Raw genomic sequence first — 18682 nt, 5'->3', positions numbered from 1 at the left:
AACAGGATTGTAGTCTCTACGCCAATCCTCCATCTTCAAGCGCGCGTCGTCAAGGCTCATGAACCAGTGAGCGTTCAGGCACTCAGCCCGGAACTTGCCGTTGAAACTCTCGATGTAGCTGTTGTCCATCGGCTTGCCTGGGCGCGAGAAGTCGAGCACGACACCCTTGTGGTAGGCCCACAGATCAAGATCTCGGGAGATGAATTCACTGCCATTGTCGACACGAATGGACGCCGGATAACCGACTAGCCGGCATACTCGTTCGAGCGTTTGGACCACGTCCTCGCCCCGGTAGTTGAAGCGTGCATCGACTGCTGGTGAGAAGCCCGAGGAGGTATCGACCACCGTCAACAAAGGGATCTTGCGCCCGGTGGCCAACTGGTCATGAACGAAATCCATCGCCCAGACGTGATTGGAATGGGTCAGCTCCGTCCGGTCGGCTCGCAGCTTCGCCTTTACCCGACGCTTGGGAACCTTGTTGCGGAGTTGCTGGTCCATCTCCTTGTAAAGACGATAGATTCGCTTCGGATTGACGGGCCACCCGTCGCGCTTGAGCAGGACATGAACGCGACGATAACCGTAACGCACCCGTGTCTGGCAGATGTCTTTGATCTTCAGCTTCAACTCGGCCTGCTCGCCGCGCCTGGACTTGTAGACATAAAGCGACCGGTCAATCTTCAGCACCGAACATGCGCGCCGGATAGAAACCTTCCAGTCTGCCTTGATCGTGTCGACAAGCGTGCGCTTGCGGGCAGGCTTCAGAGCTTCTTTGACAGCACGTCCTGAAGCATCGCCTCGTCCAGCGACAGGTCGGCAACAATCCGCTTCAGCTTGGCGTTCTCCTCCTCGAGCTGCCGCAACCGCTTCATCTCTGACTGCATCAGACCGGCATATTTTTGCGCCAATTGTAGAAGGTCGCGTCCGAAATTCCTGCCTTGCGGCAGACCGCACCGATCGGCGTCCCGTCCTCCGCCTGCTTCAGAACAAAGGCGATCTGCGCTTCCGAAAACTTCGAGGCCTTCATCGAATTCTCCTCTTCTGCCCAACAGGGATAATAAGTGGAAAATTCCAAGTCTGAATGGCCTAATTCAACGGGGGCACGTCACCAGAAGAGGGCATCCCGCCCGGCACCCATTGGGAAGACGTGTCCGATGATTGGATTTGCCCTGATTGCGGAACGAGCAAGGGCGGTTTCCGCCGCTACACGCTGCTGCCGCTCGACGACTGCCTCTATGCGCTTCAAGCGACCATCCCGCACCTGACGCGGTCTTCATTGCATCGCTGCCTGCAACGCCATGGCATCGGCCGGCTCCCGGATGTCGAGGGCGACAAACCGGCGAAGAGGAAATTCAAGAGCTACCCGATCGGCTACTTCCACATCGACATTGCCGAGGTCAGGACCGAGCAAGGCAAGCTGCACATGTTCGTCGCTATCGACCGCACCTCGAAGTTCGCCTTCGTCGAGTTGCACGAGAAGCCCCCACAGCCGTATCAAGAGACTTTCTACTGCGGTTGATCGCGGCCGTGCCCTACAAGATCCACACCGTGCTTACCGACAATGGCATCCGGTTCACCACCCCCGGTGCCGGTGGCTCGGCGGTGCCGCTGATCAAGGAGGCAATAGCAAATGGCGAGATATTCCGCGCTCACGCCTTCGAATACGCCTGCGCCAGGAACGACATCGAGCACCGCACGACCAAGGCCAGGCACCCGTGGACCAACGGCCAGGTCGAGAGAATGAACCCGACTATCAAATAGGATGCGTCCTGTTAGATCGACAGGCGCCCTTCAGCAGCGGAAGGACGGGGCGCGTTCGCCAACTCGCGTGCCAGCGTAGCCATCAGTTCAGCTGCTGGCAGCGCACGCGACAGCGGCGCGCCTTGCCCGGCCCATTGCGCACCAAAACCATGTTCGCCCTTGGCCTTGGCTGCGGCGTATAATGCCTTCGCAGCGTCATAGGCGATCGGATAATCGGGCGGCAGCTGGTCAAGGAGCGTCTCCTGCAGCGCCGTGAAACGGTTGGCGAGCGCCCGTGCCGGTCGTCCGGAGATGAGCGAAGTCAGGCGAGTGTGATACGCGCCATGTCCGGTCAAGGCTTTGCGATAGGCCTCGTCCGCGGCGGACTCGGGGCAGGAGATAAACGCCGTCCCGAGTTGCGCGGCAACTGCACCGAGATCAAGTGCCACTGCGATGCCTGCACCATCCATGATACCGCCCGCCGCGATGACGGGCCGATTGGCTTGGCGAGCGAGCAGCCGCGTCAATGCAAATGTGCCGAGACCGTCATCGGGCGAGGCTGGGTCGAAGACGCCGCGATGCCCCCCGGCTTCGATTCCCTGTGCCACGATGACATCGATGCCGGCCGCTTCGATCTTGCGGGCCTCTTCAAGGCTGGTCGCGGTCGCAAAGAGCATGATACCAGCCGCCTTCAGCGCCCTGATCGCGTCCGTCGACGGCAAGCCAAAATGCAGACTGACGGCGGGTGGCTTTGTTTCGAGCAGAAACGACAATCGTTCAGGGTCATCGTTGAGGCTCTTGTAGATCGTGCGGAGTTCCTTTGGAGCCTCGGCACCAAACTCGCGAAAGACCGGCGCTAGCCATTCGAGCCAGGCCGCTTCACGCTCGCGATCAACTTTCGCCGAGCCATGCACGAACACATTTACGTTAAAGGCGCGATCGGTCCTTGCGCGCAGTTCCTCGACCATCGTTCGCGCGCCATTTGCGTCGCTCGCGCCAATACCGATAGAGCCGAGCCCGCCGGCATTGGAGACTTTGGCAGCCAATGCCGGGGTCGAAACCCCGGCCATCGGCGCCTGAACGATCGGTAGTGTCATTCCAAGTTTATCCAGCACGAATGCTTCTCCTCGGCAGCTCAAGAGTTCGTCGGTCGGACCGAAGAATCGTATGTGCGTGGTCCGGCGATGCGCCTGCCCGAATCAGGTCAGTGACGAATGAGCGCCGTCGCACAGACAGAATCGGCTCCAGTGTTGTCATGGCTTCTAGGATCGGGCTCCGCCTTGGGTCGGAATTTTTGATTGACTAACGTTCACAAAAGAAGAATACATACTCGAAACAATTCTGCAATGGAGAATCTTCTATGGATCTCGCAGCTCTCGCGGTGTTCCGCACCGTCGCCCGCGAGCAAAGCATCACCCGAGCTGCCGGATTGCTCGGCCGCGTCCCTTCTAACGTCACCACTCGCATTCAGCAGCTCGAGGCCGAGATCGGTGTGCCGCTGTTCCAACGCGACAAGAAGCGCATGACGCTGACGAACGAAGGGCAGACTTACCTCGACTTTGCCGATCGGATTCTGAATCTCGCCGAAGAGGCGCAGCAGCTCGTCAATCCGTCGGGGCCGATCGGCACCTTACGCGTTGGCTCCATGGAGAGCACAGTGGCGAGCCGGCTTCCGATTCCACTTGCCACCTACAACAAGAAGTGGCCTCAGGTGATAATCGACCTGTCGACGGCCCCTACCCGGCAGCTCATCGACGCGCTGTTTGCACACCGGATTGACTGCGCCCTCATTGCGGTGCCTTCAGGAGAATGGTGGCTCGCACCGACGGAGCTTGATAAGATTGCGATCTTTCGGGAGGAGCTGGTGCTGCTATTGCCGCCCGAACATCCCGTCGTGCGCGATGCGAGTGACATCAAGCCGAAGGCGTTAGCCGCCTTTGCACCAGGCTGCACATACCGCATGCTTGCCGAGGAATGGCTGACTGGATTCGGCACGCTCAAGGAGCGCTTTGCGGTCCAGGAGGTGAAATCCTACCACGCGATGTTTGCCTGCACGGCTGCAGGCTCCTGCGTCAGCATTATTCCTCGCAGCGTCGTGGACCTGATGCGGCATCTGGGACCGGTCCAAGAGCATCCGCTAATGTCCGTCGATACCTATCTGGCTTGTCGACCGGGCTTCGCTACGCCGGCCTTTTCCGAGTTTCGCAAGACGCTTGAGGCGTTTTCGGACATCAAGGATCAGGGCGATGCATGAGAAGGCTGCGACCGAGGCCACAGTCGCGGCCGCCTTGGTGTTGGTCATCGGCATGGGATTCGGCCGCTTCGCCTTCACAGGTCTCTATCCGCTGATGGTCGTCAACCAGCAGATTACGGTTGGGGGCGGCTCTTATGCGGCGTCGGCAAACTACGCCGGATATCTGATCGGCGCCCTGCTGACCGCGCTGCTCTCGGGTGTCCCAAGTCGCAAGCTGTGCATCTTCGCAACGTTCATGACAGTTATCACTCTTTGGCTTTTGGCGTTTCCCTTGCCGGAATGGCTTGTCGTGACGATCCGCGGATTTGCGGGCCTTTTCAGTGCTATGTCCATGGTGGCCGCTTCGCATTGGCTCATACATGATCACAGACAGCATAGAAGCGCTCCGGCGCTTTACTCGGGGGTAGGTCTCGGTATTGTCGTTTCGGCTGAGATAATCGCCGTAGGCCGTCTGACCTCTCTGTCGAGCTACACGATCTGGTTTGCCCTCGCTGCCGCGGCGCTCGCTGTGACAATCATATCCGTTGCGATGCAGGGTCGGGCAGATGGCTCAAAACCTCATCAAGTTCAATCGCAACTTGCCTCAGAAGAACAAAACCCAATTATGCTCGGCGCAACGAGGCTCATCCTGATTTACGGGCTCGCGGGCCTGGGCTATATCATCACTGCGACCTATCTGCCTCTTCTCGTGCGCAGCGCGGGTGCCTCATTCGACCCAGTGCATATTTGGGCGATGTTCGGCCTAGGGGCCGTGCCATCTTGCTTTTTGTGGCATGCTCTGGATCAAAGGTGGGGGACCCACCGCAGCCTCATGTTGAACTTGGTCGTTCAAGCCACGGGTGTCCTCTTGCCGGTTCTCCACACGCCCGCAGCCTACATCGTCAGCGCGTTGCTTGTCGGCGGGACCTTTATGGGGACAGTGACAATTGCGATGCCCGCAGCTCGCAAACTGTCAGGGAAAGTTCACTTCAACATGCTTGCGATCATGACCGCCGCATATGGAGTGGGACAGGTCATCGGTCCTCTGATGGCTAACGCTCTCTACCTCCGGACCGCCTCCTTCGATGCCTCGCTTGTCATCGCGACATTGGCTCTGCTGGTCGCTGGCGCACTCTGCTTTAGCAGGAGCCCTACGCACCTCGATGAACCGGCACCTTCGCCACGGAGTAGTACAGCACCGTGACGACCTTCACTTCAGTATCGAATACCTATCGCCAGGCCAAAGTAGATGGACTGGATGCCTTCTATCGGCCGGCCGGCCCCACCGACGCCCCTACCATCGTGCTCCTCCATGGCTTCCCTTCGTCCTCGCGCATGTACTTTGCTGATCCCGCTGCTCGCGGACACTTATCACGTCATCGCGCCCGACTATCCCGGCTTCGGTCACATCGAAGCGCCGTCCCGAGATCGCTACAGCTACACCTTTGACGCATTAGCCGCGTCCATCAGCGCCTTGCTCGCATATTTAAAGATCGACAGCTACGCGCTCTTCATGCAGGACTATGGCGGCCCGGTCGGGTTCCGCATGGCGCTCAGCCGTCCCGACCAGGTGAAGGCGAGCTATGGCGGAAAATGGGTGATGACGGTTTGAGAAGGGCGGCGTATCGAGGCGGGTGATTGAAGCCTGCCAGAACCTCTCAAGGAGAGCGATACGCCATGAACGAGACTATCAACATTGTTCGCCTTCGTCAGCCCGACGAGATCGATGATCCCCTGACGGATGTGCTCCGCACCGGCGCGCGCAAATTGCTGGCGCAGGCGATCGAGATGGAGGCCGAAGCGTTTCTTGCCGAGATGCGGGATCTGAAGCTGCCGGACGGACGTGAGCGGCTGGTCCGGCACGGTCGCGGCCCGGAGCGGAGCATCCAGACGGGGATCGGGCCGGTGCCCGTCAGCCGGGTGAAGGTCCGGGACCGCGGCGCGACCGGCGAAGCGGACCGGGTCCGGTTTTCCTCATCGATCCTACCCAAATGGGCGCGTCGGACGCGAAGTCTGGACGCGCTGCTTCCCGTTCTTTACCTGCGCGGCGTTTCGACGGGCGACTTTCAGGAAGCTCTGGCAGCCCTGCTCGGCAAGGAGGCAGCGAACCTCTCACCCTCGGTGATCACGCGGCTGACGGCAGAGTGGACCACCGAATACGAGCGTTGGCAAAAGCGCGATCTTTCGGCGCGCCATTATGTCTATGTGTGGGCGGACGGGGTCTATCTCCAGGCGCGCATGGAAGACCATGCCGAATGCATGCTGGTGCTGATCGGCGCCACGCCTGAGGGCAAAAAAGAACTCGTCGGCTTCCAGACAGGGATTCGTGAGAGTGCGCAGAGCTGGCGCGAGCTGCTGGTCGACGTGAAGCGTCGTGGCCTGCAAATCGCGCCCGATCTTGCCGTCGGCGACGGCGCGCTTGGCTTCTGGAGCGCGCTCGATGAGGTCCTTCCCGGCACCAAGCACCAGCGGTGCTGGGTGCACAAGACAGCCAACGTGCTCAACAAGGTGCGAACTCAATGCAGGCCGGCATGAAGACAGATCTGCGCGAAATCTTTTCCGCCCCGAACCGAGCCTCAGCCGAGACGGCGATTGCCGTCTTTGTCGAGAAATATGATGCGAAATACGGCAAGGCGGTCGACTGCCTGACCAAAGATCAGAATGCCTTGCTGGCGTTCTACGATTTCCCCGCCGAACATTGGGATCATCTGCGGACATCGAATCCCATCGAGAGCGTTTTTGCCACCGTTCGCCATCGCACGGTGCGCACGAAAGGCTCCCTATCATCGAAGACCGCAAGGCTGATGGTCTTCAAACTGGTCATGGCCGCCGCCAGGACATGGCGACGATTGAAAGGACAAAATCAGTTGCCGAAACTCATCGCAGGTGCCAGATTCCAAGATGGAATCGAGGTCATCGAATTGAAGCCGCAGAGCGCCGCTTGATCAGCCTCGTCACCCAAATTCCAGCATAGCTCGGTGAAGGCGCGCTCATCATCCAAAACGCCAACGCTTATCGCGAGGGCCTCGGCGCTAATTGGTTCGGCCTGAAAAATAGGTTGAAGCCTTGTGCTGCAGGGATTCCCAAGGTTTGAAGTATTGGAAAATGCCAGAAATCGAATCTGATCCTGTCCCTTTCTGGTGTTTTAACGATGCTGCCATCCCGTCCGACACGCAACAGGAATGACCTCTTCCGCGAACGTCTGGACGCGATCGTCGGGTCTGATGCGATGGGCACGGTTCGATGAGGCGTTGGGCCGCTTCTACCGTCCGGTCGGCAGGCCGGCCAAGCCGACGCGGTTGATGGTCGGGCTGCATTACCTCAAGCACGGCCATGACGTGTCGGACGAGGAGGTGGTGGAACGCTGGCTGGAGAATGCCTACTGGCAGTATTTCTGCGGCTTGGAGTTCTTCCAGCACGAGGCGCCGATCGACGCCAGCACGATGACGCGCTGGCGCAAGCGGGTCGGGCCGGAGGGGCTTGAGGAAATGCTGAAGGCGAGCGTCGAGGTTGCACTTGACACCGGGACGGCCAAGCCGAACTCGCTGGAGCGGATCACCATCGACACCACGGTGCAGCCGAGGGCGATCGCCCATCCGACCGACAGCCGGCTTTACCTGAAGGCCATCCAGATACTGGTTCGCCAGGCGAAGCGGCATGGCGTCGTGCTCAGGCAGAGCCACGCTCGACTGGCCAAGGCCGCGGCGGTTCGCGCCGGCCGCTATGCCCACGCCCGGCAATTCTGCCGGATGCGACGCGAACTGAAGCGCCTGCGCACCTATCTCGGACGTGTGTTCCTCGACATCAGCCGCAAGATCGCCGGCAATGGTGAACTCGAGGTCAGGTTTGCTCGATTGCTCGGGCTGGTCGAGCGGCTGCTGGTCCAGAAGCCGAAAGACAAGAACAAGCTCTATTCACTGCATGCGCCCGAGATGATCTGCATCTCGAAAGGCAAAGCCCGTACGCCCTACGAGTTTGGCTGCAAGGTCGGGATCGCAACGACGAACCGGGAAGGCCTCGTGCTGGCCGCCAAATCCTTCGAAGGTAATCCGTATGACGGTCATACGCTCGCCGCGACCGTCGATCAGGCGGTGGAGATTGGCGGCGTCGAACCGGACCGCATCTATGTCGACAAGGGCTATCGCGGCCACGACTACAAAGGCTCGGGCTCGGTGATGATCGCCGGCCATCGGCGCGGCCTGACGGCAACCATGAAGCGGGAACTGAAGCGACGGTCGGCCATCGAGGCCACCATCGGTCATATGAAAACCGATGGGCGGCTGGACGGGAACTTCTTTCTCGGCCATGTTGGCGACGCCATCAATGCGCTGCTCGTGGCCGCAGGCCACAATCTGCGCCTCATCCTCGCCACGCTGGCGCTTTGGCGTGCGCTCATCCTGCTGGCGCTTGATGCTTCAGCCGCGAAACCGGATACTTCCCCCCCGTCGGGGTCACGTAATTCCCCACTCGGTGCCACTGGCGCTGAGCGATAAACAAGGGGTTTCGCGGTGGGCTCATGCTTGCCGCGAAATGCCAGGCCGAACGAATCGTGAATCAACTCTGAGACGAAACCATGCGTGTGGTTGCAGAACCCGAGATGGAAGATCAGGTCCCGCAGAGCCGCGCCGCGGTCGCCGGCGGGCGCTACCGGACAAAGTCAAGAACATCGTATGGGGCCGCGCTGCGGGACGGTGTCAGTATGCGGGATGCAATGCCCTGCTCATCGGCGACGAGGTGTAGGGAGCTGCCAACGCTAACTCGGCCTATATCGGGCACATCATTGCGGACACAGAGGGCGGCCCGCGAGGCGGTTCGGTTCTCTCACCCAATTTTGCCCAAGAGCCCGACAACCTGATGTTGGTCTGCGACCGCCATCATCGCGTTTTCGATCGCGAGATGGTCGCCGAGCATCCCGCGGATGTGCTGATGGCGATGAAGCGCCGCCACGAAGACCGGATCCGGACGGTCACAGCCATCGACGAGGATCTGGGCAGTCACGTCATTCGATACGCTGCGAGTATCGGGACCAACGAATCCCCCGTGGCCAAAGGCGACCTCAAATGGTCGATGATCCCGGATCGCTATCCCCTTGACCATGGTTGGATTGATCTCGATCTCTCGACGCTCGATCTGCCCGATCACGAACCGGACTTCTGGCGCGTCCACGTCCGCAACTTGCGGGCCGGCTTCGCCGAGAAAGTCCGAGGGCGGATGGAGTGGCAGGAAATCCGTCGCCTGGCAGTATTTGGATTGGCGCCGATCCCGCTCCTGATCGAACTGGGACGTCTGATCTCTGACATCGCGACTGCAGACGTCCGGCAGTTGTTGCGCAGCCCCAAGTGGAGTGCGCCCCTCGGAGCGGACAGGATCAAGCGGCAGTTTTGACCATCTTCCGGGCGTGTTGGTCTTCGAACTGTTGCGGGCTGAGATAGCCGAGCGCTGAGTGCAATCGGCGGGTGTTGTAAACCTCATTAATGAAGCGGGAAGGTCCTCAGCGACGTCGGTGAAGGTTTCATAGGCCATCGGATAGACGGCTTCGACCTTCATCGTCTTCATGAAGCTTTCCGCTTTGGCATTATCGTAGGGATTGCCACGCCGCCGCATCGATCCGATAAGATCGTGCTCGGCGAGAAGATTGCGGTAGAGGCGTGCGGCATATTGGGCGCCTCGGTCCGAGTGATGGACGCAGCCCGGCGGTGGCTTTCGCCGTTCGATTGCCGCCTTCAATGCTGCAACGGTCAAGCGAACGTCGATCGACCGGCCCATGGTCGGAGCTATGCTGGAATTTGGGTGACGAGGCTGATCAAGCGGCGCTCTGCGGCTTCAATTCGATGACCTCGATTCCATCTTGGAATCTGGCACCTGCGATGAGTTTCGGCAACTGATTTTGTCCTTTCAATCGTCGCCATGTCCTGGCGGCGGCCATGACCAGTTTGAAGACCATCAGCCTTGCGGTCTTCGATGATAGGGAGCCTTTCGTGCGCACCGTGCGATGGCGAACGGTGGCAAAAACGCTCTCGATGGGATTCGATGTCCGCAGATGATCCCAATGTTCGGCGGGGAAATCGTAGAACGCCAGCAAGGCATTCTGATCTTTGGTCAGGCAGTCGACCGCCTTGCCGTATTTCGCATCATATTTCTCGACAAAGACGGCAATCGCCGTCTCGGCTGAGGCTCGGTTCGGGGCGGAAAAGATTTCGCGCAGATCTGTCTTCATGCCGGCCTGCATTGAGTTCGGCACCTTGTTGAGCACGTTGGCTGTCTTGTGCACCCAGCACCGCTGGTGCTTGGTGCCGGGAAGGACCTCATCGAGCGCGCTCCAGAAGCCAAGCGCGCCGTCGCCGACGGCAAGATCGGGCGCGATTTGCAGGCCACGACGCTTCACGTCGACCAGCAGCTCGCGCCAGCTCTGCGCACTCTCACGAATCCCTGTCTGGAAGCCGACGAGTTCTTTTTTGCCCTCAGGCGTGGCGCCGATCAGCACCAGCATGCATTCGGCATGGTCTTCCATGCGCGCCTGGAGATAGACCCCGTCCGCCCACACATAGACATAATGGCGCGCCGAAAGATCGCGCTTTTGCCAACGCTCGTATTCGGTGGTCCACTCTGCCGTCAGCCGCGTGATCACCGAGGGTGAGAGGTTCGCTGCCTCCTTGCCGAGCAGGGCTGCCAGAGCTTCCTGAAAGTCGCCCGTCGAAACGCCGCGCAGGTAAAGAACGGGAAGCAGCGCGTCCAGACTTCGCGTCCGACGCGCCCATTTGGGTAGGATCGATGAGGAAAACCGGACCCGGTCCGCTTCGCCGGTCGCGCCGCGGTCCCGGACCTTCACCCGGCTGACGGGCACCGGCCCGATCCCCGTCTGGATGCTCCGCTCCGGGCCGCGACCGTGCCGGACCAGCCGCTCACGTCCGTCCGGCAGCTTCAGATCCCGCATCTCGGCAAGAAACGCTTCGGCCTCCATCTCGATCGCCTGCGCCAGCAATTTGCGCGCGCCGGTGCGGAGCACATCCGTCAGGGGATCATCGATCTCGTCGGGCTGACGAAGGCGAACAATGTTGATAGTCTCGTTCATGGCGTATCGCTCTCCTTGAGAGGTTCTGGCAGGCTTCAATCACCCGCCTCGATACGCCGCCCTTCTCAAACCGTCATCACCCATTTTCCGCCATAGCTCCCATGGTCGTAACCAACGACCTTGTGTGACCAGGCATCTAAAATGACCGCGACGTAGACGAAGCCGGCCGCAATCGCCAATAGGTTATGTCGCTTACCCAAAGCGGGTTCGGGCCGTCGAGTGTCACGTCCTTCGCCAGGTTCGGGAAGATCGGCCATTCATGATCGCTGTCCGTGGTGGCGATGAAGCGTCGCCTGATCCTGGGCTGCAGATCATGCTCGCGCATCAACCGTCTGACCTTCTTGTGGTTCACGACGATGCCGCGCTGCCGCAGTGCCGCCTGCATGCGGCGATAGCCGTAGGCTTCGAAGCTGTCGGAGATCTCACCCATCGTCTCGACGAGCGCCGTGTCATCCACGGCGGTTTCAGGCTGATCGTAGTAGGTTGATCGCGCGATCCCCATCAGCCGGCATCCTTCAGCGATGCAGACACCGCGGGGCCGGTGATCACGGATGTAGCCCCGTTTCTGGGACGTGGTGCGCTTTTCAGAGCCCCCTTTAGAAACCCGATTTCCAAGGCTTGCCTGCCTACCAGCCGCTCCAGCGCGGCGATCCGCGCCTCATAGGTCTGCATTGTTTCGGCCGCCACCACATCCTCGTCGAAGGCGCCGGCCTCGTATTTCTGGACCCAGATACGGATCAGGTTACGCGCTAGTTTGTGCCGCCTGGCGAGACCATGCAGCGTCTCGCCGGAGAGGAACTCTTGCACTACCTGACGTTTGAATTCGATGTTGTGCGCGCGATGAGCAGTCATGGCTTCCATCCTTCGAAAACCCGGCTTCCAGGTCAACTCTGCTTAGTCAATCTGTCCGCTCCGAGGGGCGCACTCCATAAGCCGGGGAATCGGCGTCCAATTTTTGCCCCCCTGATGCTTTGATTTGCGACCATCAGCTCGTCGTGGCGAGCGGGTGGTGTGGGGATGAAGTCGGTGGATACGATTGCCCGAGTTCGGCGCGCATTCCATGTGCAAGGTTGGTCGCTCAAGCGGATTTGCCGCGAGCTGCATGTGTCGCGCAACACGGTCCGCAAGATACTCAGGTCCGATGAGACATCGTTCTCCTACGAACGCGAGCGGCAGCCCAAGCCGAAGATCGGTCCGTGGCAGGATCAGCTTGACGGGTTTTTGAATGGCAACCGTGGCAAGGCGGCACGCGACCAACTGACACTGATCCGGATTTACGAAGAGCTTTGCAGCCTCGGTTACGAGGGTGGCTATGACGCCGTCCGCCGCTACGCGAAGAGCTGGGCGAAGGCGCAGGGGTCGGCGACGGCGGACGCCTTATGTGCCGCTGTTCTTCGCGCCGGGCGAGGCCTACCAGTTCGACTGGAGTCACGAGATCGTCCTGATCAACGACGTGACGGTGACCGTGAAGGTCGCCATGTCCGGCTCTGCCACAGCCGCATGATGTTCGTCAGGGCCTATCCGCGTGCGGCGCGACAATGAAGGTGCGAGCGTTGCGTCAATCAAGATGAGAATGCTGGCGGGTTGGATCGCAGGGAGGGCGTAGCCCGACTGGAGTTTCAACCCGCCAGCGCCGCTGCCTTTTTGGGGGCGTTTGTCTGGTGATCGCGGTCGACCGGGTATGCCGGTGGTTTTTCCGATTTGGAGGAATCACTTTGTGCCCGGCCGCCACGTAACCGATCACCAGATGAGGCTCTACATGAAGTTCCGTCAGACCAATTCGACAGCCGTCGCGGCGGCAAAGGCGTCGATCAGCACGGCCACGGCCTATCGCATCGAGAAGGATTCGAGGCTGCCCTCGCAGAAGAAGGCGCCGCGGGAACGACGCCGTGCCGACCCGCTTGCCGATATTTTTCAGACCGAGGTCGTGCCGATGCTGCAAGCCGCGCCCGGCATTCGCGCGATAGCTATCTTCGAGGAGATGCTGCGCCGCCACCCCGATCTGGGCAACGGCGTTCGCCGCACGCTGGAGCGGCGCGTCCGCTCCTGGCGCGCCGTCCACGGCGTGGAGCAGGAGGTCATCTTCCGACAGGTGCATGAGGCCGGCCGCCTCGGCCTGTCGGATTTCACCGACATGGGTAAAGCCGGCATCACGATCGCCGGCCAGCCGCTCGACCACCGGCTCTATCATTTCCGGCTCGCCTATTCCGGCTTCGAGCACGCTCATGTCGTGCTCGGCGGCGAGAGCTTCGTCGCCCTGGCGGAAGGCCTGCAGAACGCGCTGTGGTCGCTCGGCGGGGCTCCCCGCGAGCATCGCAGCGACAGCCTCTCGCCGGCATTCCGCAACCTGGACAAGGACGCCCGGGCGGACCTGACGCGCCGCTACGACGAACTGTGCGGCCACTACGGCATGACCCCTTCCCGCAACAATCGCGGCATCGCGCATGAGAACGGCTCCATCGAAGGCCCGCACGGCCATCTCAAGCGGGCGATCGACGACGCGGCTCTGATGAGAGGATCGAGCGATTTCGGCGATCTGGTCTGCTACCGCCGCTTCGTCGACGAGATCGTCAGCCGCATGAACGCCCGCAATTCCAAGCGCATCGACATCGAGCGCGCCGAGCTCCAGGAACTGCCCGTCCGGCGCACATCCGACTACGAGGAGGTCACCGTGCGCGTCACCTCATCGGGCGGCTTCACGCTGCGCAAGGTGTTCTACACCGTGCCCTCGCGCCTGATCGGCCACCGGCTCAGGGTGCGCCTTTTCGACGATCGACTGGACATCTTCATCGGCGGCACCCTTCTCGTGACGCTGCCGCGCGGACGTGCCTCTCCATCGGGCAAACACGATCAGGTCGTCAATTACCGGCATGTCATCCATTCGCTGCGTCGCAAGCCGATGGCGCTGTTGAACCTGGTCTATCGCGACCAGCTCTTTCCGCGCGAGGCGTATCGGCACACCTTCGACATGCTCATGGAGCGGCTGCCGGAGCGGCAGGCCTGCCGCATCATGGTGGATCTTCTCGCCATGGCTCACGAGCGCGCCTGCGAGAGCGAACTGGCCGACCAACTGGATGCCGCGCTGCAGGCGCGCCGATTGCCCGACATGGCCGCCTTGCGGGAACGCTTCGCCCCCGATCCCTCCCGGCTGCCGAATGTCGTCGTGCGCCTTGCGCCGCTCAATGCCTATGAAGCCCTGCTCGGCGCCAGCCTGACGGGAGACGCGGCATGAAGACCAACACCACTGTCGATACCGCCAAGCTCAGCCTGCTCCTCAACGAACTGCGCTTGCCGGCCATCAAGCTCATGTGGCCGCAATTCGCCGAACAGGCCGACAAGGAAGGCTGGCCCGCCGCCCGCTTTCTCGCCGCGATCACCGAGCATGAACTGGCCGAACGCGACCGCCGCCGCATCGAACGCCACCTCGCCGAGGCCCGCCTCCTGCCGGGCAAGACCCTCGACACCTTCGCGTTCGAGGCCGTGCCGATGATCTCCAAGGCCCAGGTGATGGCGATCACCGCCGGCGACAGCTGGCTGGAGAAGGGGGCGAACCTGCTTCTGTTCGGCCCGCCCGGCGGCGGCAAAAGCCATCTCGCTTCAGCCATCGGCCTTGCGCTCATCGAGAATGGCTGGCGGGTGCTCTTCACCAGAACAACCGACCTCGTCCAGAAGCTTCAGACGGCACGGCGAGACCTGGCGCTCGAGAGCGCTCTGGCCAAGCTCGACAAGTTCCATCTCCTGATCCTCGATGATCTCGCCTACGTCACCAAGGACCAGGCCGAGACCAGCGTGCTGTTCGAGCTCATCAGCGCCCGCTACGAGCGGCGCTCAATGCTCATCACCGCCAACCAGCCGTTCGGCGAATGGGGCAAGGTCTTCCCCGACCCCGCCATGACGCTCGCCGCGGTCGACCGCCTCGTCCATCACGCCACCATCTTCGAGATGAATGTCGAGAGCTACAGGCGCCGCGAGGCCATGGAGCGAAAGCGTGGCCCGGGACGCCCCGCGTCCTATGCCACACCCGCCAACAGCGTCGCTGATTGACGCGCCGCGACAATCAAACCGACAAACCCTCTTGCGCGCGGCAATCAATGCCGCGATCATCACCTCCGCCGCGACACCAGATTCTCATCCAGATTGTCGCGCGCTTCTCATCAGAATTGTCGCGCCACAATCCGCGCGAGACGCAGGAGATGGTGTTCGACGCCCATGACCGGGCCTTTGCCTTCTTCGGTGGTGCCTGCACGCGCGGCATCTACAACAACATGAAGACGGCGGTGGAGACGGTGTTCGTCGGCAAGGACCGGCAATACAATCGCCGCTTCCTGCAGATGTGCAGCCACTATCTGGTGCAGCCGGTCGCCTGCACGCCGGCGTCGGGCTGGGCGAAGGGTCAGGTCGAGAACCAGGTCGGGCTGGTGCGCGAGCGCTTCTTCACGCCCAGGCTGCGCTTCAAGACCTATGAGGAATTGAACGCCTGGCTGCAGGACAAGTGCGTCGCCTACGCCAAAGCGCACCGTCACATCGAAAAGCCGGAACGAACGATCTGGAACGTGTTCGAGGAGGAGCGCGGCAAGCTGGTCGCATACCGCGGCCCCTTCGACGGATTCCATACGGTGCCGGCCTCGGTGTCGAAGACCTGCACGGTTCGCTTCGACAACAACAAATACTCGGTGCTGTCGACCGCGGTCGGCCGCCCGGTGGAGATCCAGGCCTATGCCGACAGGATCGTCATCCGCCAGGACGGCGTGGTCGTCGCCGAGCACGTCCGCGCCTTCGGGCGCAACGAGACGGTCTACGATCCCTGGCATTACGTCCCTGTGCTTGCCCGCAAGCCCGGCGCGCTGCGCAATGGCGCGCCGTTCCAGGACTGGGTTCTGCCGTCGGCGATGGAGCGTATCCGACGCAGATTGAAGGCGGCGCATGATGGCGATCGGCAGATGGTGTCGATCCTGGCCGCGGTGTTGACCGACGGCATCGATGCCGTCGAGGCCGCCTGCCAGGAAGCGCTCGACCAGAACGTCTGCTCCGCCGCTGTCATCATCAACATCCTGGCGCGGCGGCACGACCCCGCGCCGGCCATCACCATCCTCACCCCGGACGCACTTCGCCTGCAGCATGAGCCGCAGGCCGACTGCGCCCGCTACGACAGCCTCAGGAGGGCAAGCTGACGGAACGCACGCAGGTTCTGGAACTGATGGGCACGTTGAAGCTCTACGGGATGCGCGGTGCCTATGACGAGGTCATGACGACAGGCATCAAGCGCCAGCGTGAGCCGCCGAGGATCGTCGGCGATCTGCTGTCGGCCGAGATCGCCGAGAAGCAGGCGCGCTCTATCAAATACCAGCTCACCGTCGCCAAGCTGCCGATCACCAAGGACATCGATGAGTTCGACTTCGACGGCACGCCGGTCAATGAGGTGCTGGTCCGGGACCTTGCCAACGGAACCTTCGTCGCCGACCAGCGCAACGCAGTGCTCATCGGCGGCACCGGAACCGGCAAGTCGCATCTGGCAATCGCCATTGCCCGCGCCCTGATCCGCAACGGCTCACGTGGCCGCTTCTTCAACGTCGTCGATCTCGTCAACCGGCTCGAGACAGAGCACCGCGCCGGCAAGCAGGGCCGTATCGCCGATTACCTCACCCGGCTCGACTTCGTCGTGCTCGATGAACTCGGCTATCTCCGTTCGCGCAAGCCGGCGGGCAATTGCTCTTCCACCTGATCAGCAGGCTCTACGAACGGACCTCGATCATCGTCACCACCAACCTGGCGTTCGGAGAATGGCCCGCCGTCTTCGGCGACGCCAAGATGACGACAGCGCTCCTCGATCGTCTCACCCATCATTGCGAGATCATCGAGACCGGAAACGAGTCCTGGCGCTTCAAGAACCGCGCCTGATCACCCCATCAGCTACCAACCGCAATCCGCGCTCGCCCGGGCTGCGCGCACGGCGGTTCGCACGTTTTTGGCTAGCGCGGGGCTGATCCCGTCGTCCGATAGCCCGAGACAGTGACACAATATCGAGACACTCTCCTGAGGGCCCTCGCCCCGCCAAAAGCAAAGATCGCACTCCAGCTTCAATATTCGCAACAACGATATCAATGTCGCTGGTGCTACTCGATATCAGCGGCGGCCCCGCATCATCAACGTGTCGCGGCTTCCCGCCCAATGGCGGGTCGGCCGACACAGATAGGCGATGACTAATTCGCGCCGTACTTTCAAGAGGTCGCTCACAGGGAATGGTCCGTTCCGCGCCCGGCTTCGCGCCGGCGCGCCTAATTGCACATGTTTGTTCATCGCGACAGTCATCGGCTGACCTCAGAGGAACCATGAGAAGAGCAGCGGGTTTGGATTGATGCCGACACGTTCGGCGTATCCATCCCCCAAAGGAGGACATAATGAGACCAGCAACCGCAACTATGGCCGCTACCGTGATGGTGCCACTGTTGGCCTCGCCAGCGCTGGCACAGACGAACGGGACACCCACACCAGCAGCACCGGCACAGCAGCAGGGAGCCGAACAATCTCCGGGAAACGCCCAGACCCAGGGCTCCATGCGCGAAATGATGCGTCAGATGATGCGTGAAATGATGCAGGAAAGAATTCAAGAGGACCGCAACCCCCAAGCAGAACGGAGCGGCGGCGGCCGATGGCACCGCGACATCCGACAGGGTCCGCCTGAAGGGCACAGCATGAGGGAAGGCCGTCATGGTATGGGAGCCAGGATGATGCATGGCGCAGGGATGCGCATGATGTTTGCGATAATGGACGCCAACGGCGATGGCGCGCTGTCGCAGAACGAGGTTCAAGATTTGGTTGGGCGGATATTCAACGCTGTCGACAACAATGGCGATGGCAATATCGACATGGAAGAAATTCAAACTTTCTTCCATGGCGCGTCCGATCAGCCACCCGAATAATCCATTTGCCGGTGTCCCGGACCGGCGGCGCGGAGGACAGGATCCTCGAAAGCGACTGTGATCGGCGAGCTGTCGCCGCGCATGACCGCGCGTGCTCTAACAGCGGATACTCGGTCTGGAGCAGCGTCAGGAGGCGCCGGTTCTGATCCCGTTCGAGGGAGTTCCGCCCAATGCTCGAGACGTTCGCTGAACGGTGTATCTGTGATTGCTCAAGCGCCTGATACGCTTTCTGCCGGATCAAGCCGGAAATGGGTGGGACCAACTATCGTCGAATAGGAGGCCCACAATGAACGATCGTCTCTTTCCACTCCCATACGGACTTTTGGCCGGGTTATCGCAAACTGGCTCAGCAACATCTTTGCCCTGGGCCGCGATGATGAACGCATCGCGCGCCTTGCTTGGTGGCATGTGTCCGATGGTCGCGCAAAACTACGCGGCGACCCGATCGGCCCTGGCGAAATCAATAGGGCTCGGGCGCAAGGCGGCTGCGCCTACACCCGCTGCGGCAAAAAACCAAAACGGGCTGCTCGTGCGGTGGCCGCGACGACGACTGCGGTGTCAATCAAGTCACCCCCGAAGAAAGTCCGCAAGGCACCCGCCAAAACCTGACGGGCTGCATCTAGTCGAGGTGTCAGCCTATCGCGGGTCTGAACGCGGCGAATCCTTGCCTTTCGGCAAGTCTTGCCGCAGTGCGCCTCTTTCCTTCCGGACTTGGGCAGC

General features: G+C 61.3%; 11 protein-coding genes and 10 pseudogenes. 14 read left to right on the top strand and 7 right to left on the bottom strand.

Features of this window, described 5'->3' with window-relative positions; translation table 11 throughout:
* Positions 1-6: 6 nt before the first annotated feature.
* Positions 7-1024, bottom strand: a pseudogene (locus tag ACVILI_RS32110) (IS3 family transposase); the annotation flags it as partial.
* Positions 1025-1192: 168 nt separating this feature from the next.
* On the opposite strand from ACVILI_RS32110, the pseudogene ACVILI_RS32105 reads away from it, so the two are divergent.
* Positions 1193-1755: pseudogene (locus ACVILI_RS32105) on the top strand (DDE-type integrase/transposase/recombinase); the annotation flags it as partial.
* A gap of 14 nt (positions 1756-1769) precedes the next feature.
* On the opposite strand, the gene ACVILI_RS32100 reads toward ACVILI_RS32105, so the two are convergent.
* Positions 1770-2852 (bottom strand): NAD(P)H-dependent flavin oxidoreductase, encoded by a 1083-nt coding sequence (locus ACVILI_RS32100; protein WP_457102758.1) that lies wholly within the window; start codon positions 2850-2852, stop codon positions 1770-1772.
* A 245-nt stretch (positions 2853-3097) separates the two neighbouring features.
* Between ACVILI_RS32100 and ACVILI_RS32095 the strand changes: the two genes are divergently transcribed.
* The 6 genes and pseudogenes from ACVILI_RS32095 (at position 3098) to ACVILI_RS32070 (ending at position 9355) form a co-directional block, all read left to right on the top strand.
* Entirely contained in the window at positions 3098-3991 is an 894-nt protein-coding gene (locus ACVILI_RS32095) for a LysR family transcriptional regulator (protein ID WP_038654498.1), read from the top strand.
* On the top strand, positions 3984-5174 hold the full coding sequence (locus ACVILI_RS32090) for a YbfB/YjiJ family MFS transporter (RefSeq protein WP_084791822.1): 1191 nt from the start codon (positions 3984-3986) through the stop codon (positions 5172-5174). The genes ACVILI_RS32095 and ACVILI_RS32090 overlap by 8 nt, the downstream gene beginning before the upstream one ends.
* Before the next feature lie 138 nt (positions 5175-5312).
* Positions 5313-5582 carry an alpha/beta fold hydrolase gene (locus ACVILI_RS32085; protein ID WP_051726969.1) on the top strand — a complete coding sequence of 90 codons (270 nt, stop codon included), beginning with the start codon at positions 5313-5315 and terminating at the stop codon, positions 5580-5582.
* A 65-nt stretch (positions 5583-5647) separates the two neighbouring features.
* Positions 5648-6915: pseudogene (locus ACVILI_RS32080) on the top strand (IS256 family transposase).
* Positions 6916-7121: 206 nt separating this feature from the next.
* Positions 7122-8463 (top strand): annotated as a pseudogene (locus ACVILI_RS32075) (IS5 family transposase).
* 361 nt (positions 8464-8824) lie between these two features.
* Entirely contained in the window at positions 8825-9355 is a 531-nt protein-coding gene (locus tag ACVILI_RS32070; RefSeq protein WP_051726968.1) for an SAVED domain-containing protein, read from the top strand.
* A 210-nt stretch (positions 9356-9565) separates the two neighbouring features.
* On the opposite strand, the pseudogene ACVILI_RS32065 reads toward ACVILI_RS32070, so the two are convergent.
* The 4 genes and pseudogenes from ACVILI_RS32065 to ACVILI_RS32050 form a co-directional block, all read right to left on the bottom strand.
* Positions 9566-9736 (bottom strand): annotated as a pseudogene (locus ACVILI_RS32065) (DDE-type integrase/transposase/recombinase); the annotation flags it as partial.
* A gap of 37 nt (positions 9737-9773) precedes the next feature.
* Positions 9774-11042, bottom strand: coding sequence for an IS256 family transposase (locus ACVILI_RS32060; protein WP_457102496.1), 1269 nt, complete (start codon positions 11040-11042; stop codon positions 9774-9776).
* Between the two features lie 136 nt (positions 11043-11178).
* Positions 11179-11544: an IS3 family transposase gene (locus ACVILI_RS32055; protein ID WP_148307453.1), complete on the bottom strand. Its 366-nt coding sequence runs from the start codon at positions 11542-11544 to the stop codon at positions 11179-11181.
* Positions 11544-11894 (bottom strand): transposase, encoded by a 351-nt coding sequence (locus ACVILI_RS32050; protein WP_038654724.1) that lies wholly within the window; start codon positions 11892-11894, stop codon positions 11544-11546. Before ACVILI_RS32050 ends, ACVILI_RS32055 begins: the two co-directional genes overlap by 1 nt.
* Positions 11895-12059: 165 nt before the next feature.
* Here ACVILI_RS32050 and ACVILI_RS32045 point away from each other — a divergent pair.
* The 6 genes and pseudogenes from ACVILI_RS32045 to ACVILI_RS32020 form a co-directional block, all read left to right on the top strand.
* Positions 12060-12581 (top strand): annotated as a pseudogene (locus ACVILI_RS32045) (helix-turn-helix domain-containing protein); the annotation flags it as partial.
* A gap of 178 nt (positions 12582-12759) precedes the next feature.
* Complete coding sequence (gene istA / locus ACVILI_RS32040; protein WP_457102398.1) at positions 12760-14274, top strand: IS21 family transposase; 1515 nt, start codon at positions 12760-12762, stop codon at positions 14272-14274.
* Positions 14271-15086, top strand: a complete 816-nt coding sequence (gene istB / locus ACVILI_RS32035; protein WP_284278837.1) for an IS21-like element helper ATPase IstB — start codon at positions 14271-14273, stop codon at positions 15084-15086. The genes istA and istB (ACVILI_RS32035) overlap by 4 nt, the downstream gene beginning before the upstream one ends.
* Positions 15087-15208: 122 nt before the next feature.
* Positions 15209-16280 (top strand): annotated as a pseudogene (locus ACVILI_RS32030) (IS21/IS408/IS1162 family transposase); the annotation flags it as partial.
* Positions 16240-16940: pseudogene (istB, locus tag ACVILI_RS32025) on the top strand (IS21-like element helper ATPase IstB). The pseudogenes ACVILI_RS32030 and istB (ACVILI_RS32025), both read left to right, overlap by 41 nt.
* Positions 16941-17440: 500 nt before the next feature.
* Positions 17441-17962: an EF-hand domain-containing protein gene (locus tag ACVILI_RS32020; RefSeq protein ID WP_038654858.1), complete on the top strand. Its 522-nt coding sequence runs from the start codon at positions 17441-17443 to the stop codon at positions 17960-17962.
* 20 nt (positions 17963-17982) lie between these two features.
* Here ACVILI_RS32020 and ACVILI_RS32015 read toward each other — a convergent pair.
* Positions 17983-18168 (bottom strand): annotated as a pseudogene (locus ACVILI_RS32015) (hypothetical protein); the annotation flags it as partial.
* 206 nt (positions 18169-18374) lie between these two features.
* Here ACVILI_RS32015 and ACVILI_RS32010 point away from each other — a divergent pair.
* A pseudogene (locus tag ACVILI_RS32010) lies at positions 18375-18473 on the top strand (MucR family transcriptional regulator); the annotation flags it as partial.
* Positions 18474-18682 lie beyond the last annotated feature (209 nt).

This window comes from Mesorhizobium sp. USDA 4775 (assembly GCF_054062655.1).
This window is presented reverse-complemented; position numbering and strand designations above follow the sequence as displayed.

Coding starts and splice junctions, on each gene's coding strand:
- ACVILI_RS32055 (WP_148307453.1), bottom strand. CDS start 11,544: ATGGGGATCGCGCGATCAACCTACTACGATCAGCCTGAAACCGCCGTG.
- ACVILI_RS32050 (WP_038654724.1), bottom strand. CDS start 11,894: ATGACTGCTCATCGCGCGCACAACATCGAATTCAAACGTCAGGTAGTG.
- ACVILI_RS32060 (WP_457102496.1), bottom strand. CDS start 11,042: ATGAACGAGACTATCAACATTGTTCGCCTTCGTCAGCCCGACGAGATC.
- ACVILI_RS32090 (WP_084791822.1), top strand. CDS start 3,984: ATGCATGAGAAGGCTGCGACCGAGGCCACAGTCGCGGCCGCCTTGGTG.
- istB (WP_284278837.1), top strand. CDS start 14,271: ATGAAGACCAACACCACTGTCGATACCGCCAAGCTCAGCCTGCTCCTC.
- ACVILI_RS32095 (WP_038654498.1), top strand. CDS start 3,098: ATGGATCTCGCAGCTCTCGCGGTGTTCCGCACCGTCGCCCGCGAGCAA.
- ACVILI_RS32020 (WP_038654858.1), top strand. CDS start 17,441: ATGAGACCAGCAACCGCAACTATGGCCGCTACCGTGATGGTGCCACTG.
- ACVILI_RS32070 (WP_051726968.1), top strand. CDS start 8,825: ATGTTGGTCTGCGACCGCCATCATCGCGTTTTCGATCGCGAGATGGTC.